This window comes from Bacillus sp. RO1, assembly GCF_012524115.1.
In the GTDB taxonomy this organism is placed as follows: Bacteria; Bacillota; Bacilli; order Bacillales; family Bacillaceae_I; genus Sutcliffiella_A.
Window position 1 is genome coordinate 85,087 of sequence record NZ_JAAZWB010000083.1, and the last position, 7,231, is coordinate 92,317.

Annotated in this window: 6 protein-coding genes; 2 read left to right on the forward strand and 4 right to left on the reverse strand. The window is 39.4% G+C overall.

Going from position 1 to position 7,231, the window contains the following annotated elements; translation table 11 throughout:
* Positions 1-239 precede the first annotated feature (239 nt).
* Positions 240-1,316, reverse strand: a complete 1,077-nt coding sequence (locus tag HC179_RS15020) for a bifunctional 3-deoxy-7-phosphoheptulonate synthase/chorismate mutase (RefSeq protein ID WP_168865037.1) — start codon at positions 1,314-1,316, stop codon at positions 240-242.
* 139 nt (positions 1,317-1,455) lie between these two features.
* On the opposite strand from HC179_RS15020, the gene HC179_RS15025 reads away from it, so the two are divergent.
* A complete protein-coding gene (locus tag HC179_RS15025) occupies positions 1,456-3,648 on the forward strand; it encodes a cell division protein FtsA (RefSeq protein WP_168865038.1) in 2,193 nt (730 codons plus the stop codon).
* A gap of 49 nt (positions 3,649-3,697) precedes the next feature.
* Here HC179_RS15025 and ytxJ read toward each other — a convergent pair whose 3' ends face one another.
* From ytxJ to HC179_RS15040, 3 genes are all read right to left on the reverse strand, one after another.
* Positions 3,698-4,024, reverse strand: coding sequence for a bacillithiol system redox-active protein YtxJ (gene ytxJ, locus HC179_RS15030; RefSeq protein ID WP_168865039.1), 327 nt, complete (start codon positions 4,022-4,024; stop codon positions 3,698-3,700).
* Positions 4,025-4,116: 92 nt separating this feature from the next.
* Positions 4,117-4,629: a YtxH domain-containing protein gene (locus HC179_RS15035; RefSeq protein ID WP_168865040.1), complete on the reverse strand. Its 513-nt coding sequence runs from the start codon at positions 4,627-4,629 to the stop codon at positions 4,117-4,119.
* Between the two features lie 13 nt (positions 4,630-4,642).
* Positions 4,643-5,077, reverse strand: coding sequence for a DUF948 domain-containing protein (locus tag HC179_RS15040; protein WP_060664737.1), 435 nt, complete (start codon positions 5,075-5,077; stop codon positions 4,643-4,645).
* A gap of 225 nt (positions 5,078-5,302) precedes the next feature.
* Here HC179_RS15040 and HC179_RS15045 point away from each other — a divergent pair, with 225 nt between their 5' ends.
* Complete coding sequence (locus tag HC179_RS15045; RefSeq protein ID WP_168865041.1) at positions 5,303-6,418, forward strand: aminopeptidase; 1,116 nt, start codon at positions 5,303-5,305, stop codon at positions 6,416-6,418.
* Positions 6,419-7,231: the final 813 nt, after the last annotated feature.

Genomic DNA, 7,231 nt, shown 5'->3' on the forward strand with positions numbered 1-7,231 from the left:
TCTTCGCCTTTTGCTCCAATCAACAGCTAGGATACATCAACAACTTCCATAACACAGCCAATAAGATAAATTTGGCAAAATAACGCATTTATCTAATAATCATACGTTATTCTAAGCAGACAAGCAATGAATTTACTATACTCCTGCTTATATCTTTTGCTAAATGTAAATTTTTTATGAAAACTTATGAAAACAGACAAAGACGAGCGTTCTGCCCGCTCGTCTTTGGTGAAACCTTATTAAGATTTGTATGCGTAGTGGCTGCGCAATTCCGTGATGAACTCATTGAACTGATCGATGTCCATCTGCTGCGCCGCGTCGGAAAGTGCTACTGCCGGATCAGGATGAACTTCCGCCATCACTCCATCTGCACCGATTGCAAGTGCTGCCTTTGCAGTAGGCAATAGGAGATCTTTTCTACCAGTGGAATGTGTTACATCCACAAATACAGGTAAGTGAGTTTCTTTTTTCAGAATTGGTACAGCTGAGATATCTAGTGTATTACGTGTTGCTTTCTCGTAAGTTCTAATTCCACGCTCACATAAAATGATTTGATCGTTACCTTGAGCGATAATGTACTCAGCTGCATTGATGAACTCATCAATTGTAGCTGCAAGTCCTCTTTTTAGAAGGACCGGTTTATTCACTGCACCAGCTGCTTTCAGTAGTTCAAAGTTTTGCATGTTACGCGCACCGATTTGAATGACGTCTACGTAATCGCATGCGACTTCAATATCAGCTGGGTTGATGATTTCACTTATGATAGCCATATCAAACTCATCACCAACACGTTTTAATATTTTTAAGCCTTCCAATCCAAGTCCTTGGAAGTCGTATGGAGAAGTTCTTGGCTTAAATGCTCCACCACGAAGAAGTTTTATTCCTTGTGCTTTTGCGGCTTGAGCCACTTGGGCAACCTGTTCATAACTTTCAACGGCGCAAGGACCGATGATGAAGTTTTGAGATCCATCGCCAATTTTTACTCCTTTTACTTCAACAACCGTATCTTCCGGTTTTTTCTTACGGGAAACGAGCAGTGCTTTTCTGTGATCATCTTTTTGCAGTTCAAGTCCTGCTTTGAATATTTCTTTGAATATATGCTGTAAAGTGGAAGTTTCGAAAGGTCCATCGTTATGTTCCGTGATTAAGTCCAACATTTTTCTTTCACGGACCGGGTCATATCGATTTACACCTTGCGCCTCTTTAAGCTTTCCTATTTCTTGGACAAGCTCACCGCGCTTGTTGATAACCTCTAATAGTTGTAAGTTTAGTTCTTCGACTTGTTTTCGCAAGGCGTCTAATTCGTTATGACTCATATAATTTCATCCTTTCTGTATTTATAACAGTACCAAGTTGTGGTACATTTCTATTAATTAGTTATTATAAACGATGACTTTCTGATTGTCACGGATTTTTTCTTTATTAATTAAACGCTTTTAAGCGGTAAAGTATTATATGATGCTACATAGGGATGGTGAATCTTTTTTGATTTTCGCATTAGATATTGGAACAAGATCAGTAGTTGGCCTACTGCTAGAACAGGATCAGAGTAAGTTCCGCATCAAGGATATAGTAGTAAAGGAGCACGAAGAACGGGCAATGTTAGATGGTCAAATACATGATATTTTGGCAGTTTCTAAAGTAATTACATATGTGAAAGAAAAGTTAGAAGAAAAACATGGACCATTAAAAAAAGTATGCGTCGCTGCAGCAGGACGAGCATTAAAAACTCAAACAGCCTACGCGATACAAGACATTAAAGGAAGGGCCTTGTTTACGGAAGATGATATATTTTTATTAGAACTTTCTGCTGTCCAAGAAGCGCAAAGGAAGTTACTCCAAGAAAGTGAAATTGACTATACTAATCAGTATTTCTGTGTCGGATATTCAGTGCTTCGGTATTACTTAGATGAAGAAGAAATAGGCAGTCTGCTTGATCAAAGAGGGGAAAAAGCATCAGTTGAAATCATTTCGACCTTCTTGCCTAAAATTGTAGTAGAATCATTGATTTCAGCCCTCCAACGATCTGGTCTTCAACTTGAGGCCCTGACACTTGAACCAATTGCGGCTATTAATGCTCTGATCCCTCCTTCTATGAGAAGATTGAATGTTGCCTTAGTAGACATTGGTGCTGGAACATCTGATGTCGCAATCTCTATGGATGGTACCGTCACTGCATACGGAATGGTCCCTGTTGCGGGAGATGAAATTACGGAAGGTTTGAGTGATGCTTTTTTATTGGATTTTCCACAAGCGGAACAGGCTAAACGAGACTTGCTCCATAATGAGGAAATTACTTTTACCGATATCCTTGGCTTTCAACAAACTCTATCTAAACAGGAAATGGTACATCAGATTTTTACATCCATTGAAAAACTCGCATCCTCTATCACAAAGGAAATAAAGAGGCAGAATAACCAGACAGCACCCAAGGCAGTCATGCTTGTGGGAGGAGGAAGCCTAACCCCTTCCTTGCCCTCTCTCATTGCAGAAAAACTGGGTTTACCCAAAAATCGAGTAGCAATTCGCGGGGTAGATGCAATCCAGCAATTGGATCAAACAGACATTCCTGTTCAAGGCCCTGAATTTATCACTCCTGTAGGGATTGCCATAGCCGCAAAGGAGAAACCAATAGAATATGTTTCTGTTACTGTTAATGAGCTCCCCGTTCGTTTATTTGATGTAAAAAAATTGACCATTGGAGACAGCCTTTTAGCTGCTGGGATTAGCATCAACAAATTGGTTGGTAAGCCAGGCTTGGCATTAATGGTAGAAGTGAATGGAAAAAGCCTGACATGTCCAGGAAGTTTTGGAGAGGCACCTAAGATCTCAAGAAACGGTCAGCCTGCTCACAGCTTCGATTCAATTGAAAACGGGGATATTATTTTAGTGGAAAAAGGAATGGATGGAAAATCAGCCTCTCTTACTGTCATGGAGGTTGTAGGGTCAGCGTTACCTACCCTTTCAGTAACTGTGAACGGCCATTCTAAAACGATCAATCCCAGCATACTCCTTAACGGTCAACTTACTGCTTTAGAACAACCACTTGCAGATCGTGACAAGGTTACTTACACTTATCCGGATACCATAGGAGAGCTCCTGGTGCAAAACTGTGAAATCCCAGAGAAAGATCTAGAGCCGTTTTACCTATTCATAAATGATGAAAAAACTAACCTATCACCCTTTTCTGTCCAAGTTAAGAAGAATGGAAAACAAGTGTCTTTAAATGACCATTTTTCTAATGATGACAGTATCGTATGGGAAAAGGGAAGCATACCTACAGTTAAAATGCTTTCGATTGTTCAGCAGTATGAAACAAAACAAGAAATAGCAGTAACTTTCAAAGGAAAAAAAATTGTTTTGAGCAAGGTGTTGCTTGAATTTTATCGAAATGGGCAGTTGCTTTTAGAAGAGGATTCCTTAAATAGAGGAGATCATTTACAAGTGATGGTCAGACGCAAGGAGCCTTTCATTTTCCAAGATATGTTCCGCTTCGTAGACATCGAAAGACCACAAGGGGCCGGATCTTTTATGTTAAAGAAAAATGGAACAGAAGCCTCCTTCTACGATTTTATCGATCATGGAGATGAATTAGACATAGAGTGGAAAAGCAAAGTTTTAGATGCCAATATAAAAGATAAGGCTTAAGCATTTATTAGTCCGAAATAAAACGAACGTGCATAGTCGCACGTTCGTTTTATTTTACATTCTCTTGAAGGGAAGAATATGTTATCTTCCAGTGAGAAGCATTCCAAGCAATTTTGCCATCTTTAAATAACAAAGCTTGCGGTGATTCATGCTTTACATCAAATGTTTCTGCGATGTGATTGGAGAGCGGTCTAGCTTCTTGGACATTCAAATAGAAACATGGAACCTGATTTTGGTCTGCTACAAAGTTCTCGAATTCTTCGAATGCAGCATGACTGATTGGACATGTTGTACTGTTTTTGAAAAACAAGAAAGTCTCATTTTCTTGGACGATTTGATCGAATTGTTCTACAGATTGCACGATTGATTTGCTCATACTATTACACCCTCTTCTATATGTTTATGTAAATTAAAAACGGCGAAGTTATCATACCACTTCGCCGTTTTATTCTCAAGTTATGAGATTGCTTATTTTTCTTCTTTATCTTCATCGCTTGCAGATAGCTTTTTCTCTACGTCTTCTAACGCAGCTTTTGTATCTTCAAGTCGCTTCTTCACTTCATCCGTCATTTCATCAGATTCTGTTTCGATAGCAGTAGCGGCTTCTGAGATGATATCTTGAACCTGCTCTTGCAGCTCCATGGATACATCCCCATTCTTATCTCGCAATTGTTTTACCTTATCCATCACTTGTTGTGTTTGATCAGCAATGGCCTTAGTCAACTGGTTTTTCTTATCCTTGGCAGTTTCAGCTAATTCAGTAGTATATTCAGTAGCTTGAACCTTCCAGTTATCTGTTCTTTCTTTTAAATGAGTCGCCTGATCCGTGATATCTTCACGAAGCTCTCTACCGGATTTAGGAGCCAGGAACAATGCAGTTGTAGCTCCCACAATTCCACCAATAAGTGTACCGATTAAAAAGTCCTTCGTATTAATACCGTCAGTGTTCGTGTTCATCTCTTTCTTGTTCTCTTCGCCCATTTCCGATTCCTCCTCAAATTTTGTTAATTTTGTTTTTCTGTTTTCTCTCATTCCATTTGTCAACAAGCTCCATTGCTACATTGGACCACTGGACAACTTGCGACACCTTATCCTGATTTTGATCTAGTTGTTGTGCAACATTATTAGATAAACGTGAAACGGAATGATTAAATCCTTGAATGGAAGTTCCAACATCCTTTACAGCAGTTACAACCGTATTAAGTTGTTGCGACTTGTCTTGAATGTCGTCCATTAATACATTGGTTTTATGTAATATCTGCTCTGTCTCGGATGTGATCCCTTGCATCTGTTTTTCAATACCACCTAATGTACCGGCAACTTGATTTAAAGTGCCTTGCACGGAAAGAAGTGTTTTTGAAACAAAAATAACCAATATTAAAAAAGCAATAGCTACAATAATTGCGCTAATGTAAAGCAACTCACTCAACGTGACACCTCCTGGCTGCTGACATACATACTTACTATTTACCCCACTTATTACAGTTTAAACATTCTATACTCTGTTTTATTCTAGGACAAAAGGAAAATCCCTTCAAAAATTTAAAGAATTTTTAAAAATATTACTAATATTTTTAGACAAAAAATTCAACAAAATACGCGTAATCGGTTACAATAGTGATGTTACATAACCATTTTCTTAGGGGGCAATACAATGAAGGATCCTCGTATTCAAACACTTGCAAAAAACTTAATTAACTATTCTGTTCGTCTTCAAAAAGGCGAAAAGGTATTAATCGAAAACTTTGGACTGCAAAGAGAACTTGTCGTAGCACTTGTTGATGAAGCATATAAAGCTGGCGGTTATCCATTCGTATCTTTAAAAGATGTCCAGGTAGACCGAGCCCTACTAATGGGAGCTCGTGAAGAACAATATAGCATGAAAGCAGATTTTGAAGCAAATGTCATGAAAAACATGGATGCTTATATCGGGCTTCGTTCAGGCGACAACATCGCAGAATTGTCTGATGTTCCTGATGACAAACAAAAAATCCAAGGCAGTACGGTAGGGAAGAAAGTGCACCGTGACATCCGTGTTCCTAAAACGAAATGGGTCGTTCTTCGTTATCCAAATGCCAGCATGGCTCAGCTTGCAAAAATGAGCACAGAAGGTTTTGAGAACTTCTATTTCGATGTATGTAATCTTGATTATGGAAAAATGAGCAATGCGATGGATGCTCTTGTTGAATTAATGAATAAAACAGACAAGGTACGAATTACCGGAGAAGGTACAGATCTTACATTCTCTATTAAAGATATCCCTGCAATTAAATGCGCAGGTGAAATGAATATTCCAGATGGCGAGGTATATACAGCTCCTGTGAAGGATTCTGTTAACGGTACAATTACGTATAATACACCATCTCCATACCAAGGCTTCACATATGAAAATGTGAAATTGACTTTCCGCGACGGAAAAATTGTGGAAGCAACAGCCAATGATTCTGACCGTATCAATAAAATCTTTGATACAGATGAAGGTGCACGTTTCATTGGAGAGTTCGCAATCGGTGTTAACCCTTATATCCAACATCCGATGCAGGATATCCTATTTGACGAAAAAATTGATGGAAGCTTCCATTTCACTCCTGGTCAGGCATATGAAGATGCTTGGAACGGCAATAATTCCGATATTCATTGGGATATGGTAATGATCCAACGTCCTGAATATGGCGGAGGAGAAATCTACTTTGATGATGTTCTGATCAGAAAAGATGGAAAGTTTGTCATCTCAGAGCTTGAAGGATTGAATCCGGAGAATTTAAAATAAGGTAAGTATGAACCATCCGCAAGTGAATTGTGGGTGGTTTTTTATTGTTGCTTTAGACTTCTTTTATAATTGGAACCCTTTTTCAAGACCTCTCTCTATCCGTTTTCGCGCTACTGCGGTCTTCATACCTCTCCTCAAAACCTCTCTCTACTCATTTCGGCTTTGCTGAAGTCTTCATACCTCTTCTCAAGACCTCTCTCTATCCATTTTGGCGTTATTGAAGTCTTCATAGCATTCCTCAAGACCTCTCTCTATCCGTTTTCGCGCCGCTGAAGTCTTCATACCTCTTCTCAAGACCTCTCTCTACTCATTTTGGCGCTGCTGAAGTCTTCATACCCCTTCTCAAGACCTCTCTCTACTCATTTTGGCTTTGCTGAAGTCTTCATACCTCTTCTCAAGACCTCTCTCTACTCATTTTGGTGCTACTGAAGTCTTCATACCTCTTCTCAAGACCTCTCTCTATCCATTTTCACTTAACAGAAGTCTTCATACCTCTCCTCAAGACCTCTCTCTACTCATTTTGGCGCTGCTGAAGTCTTCATAGCCCTCCTCAAGACCTCTCTCTACTCATTTTGGCTTTGCTGAAGTCTTCATACCTCTTCTCAAGACCTCTCTCTACTCATTTTGGCGCTGCTGAAGTCTTCATAGCCCTTCTCAAGACCTCTCTCTATCCATTTTCACTTAACAGAAGTCTTCATACCTCTCCTCAAGACCTCTCTCTACTCATTTTGGCGCTGCTGAAGTCTTCATACCTCTTTTCAAAACACCTCTCTATCCGTTTTCGCGCTACAGAGGTCTTCATTTCATTCAACA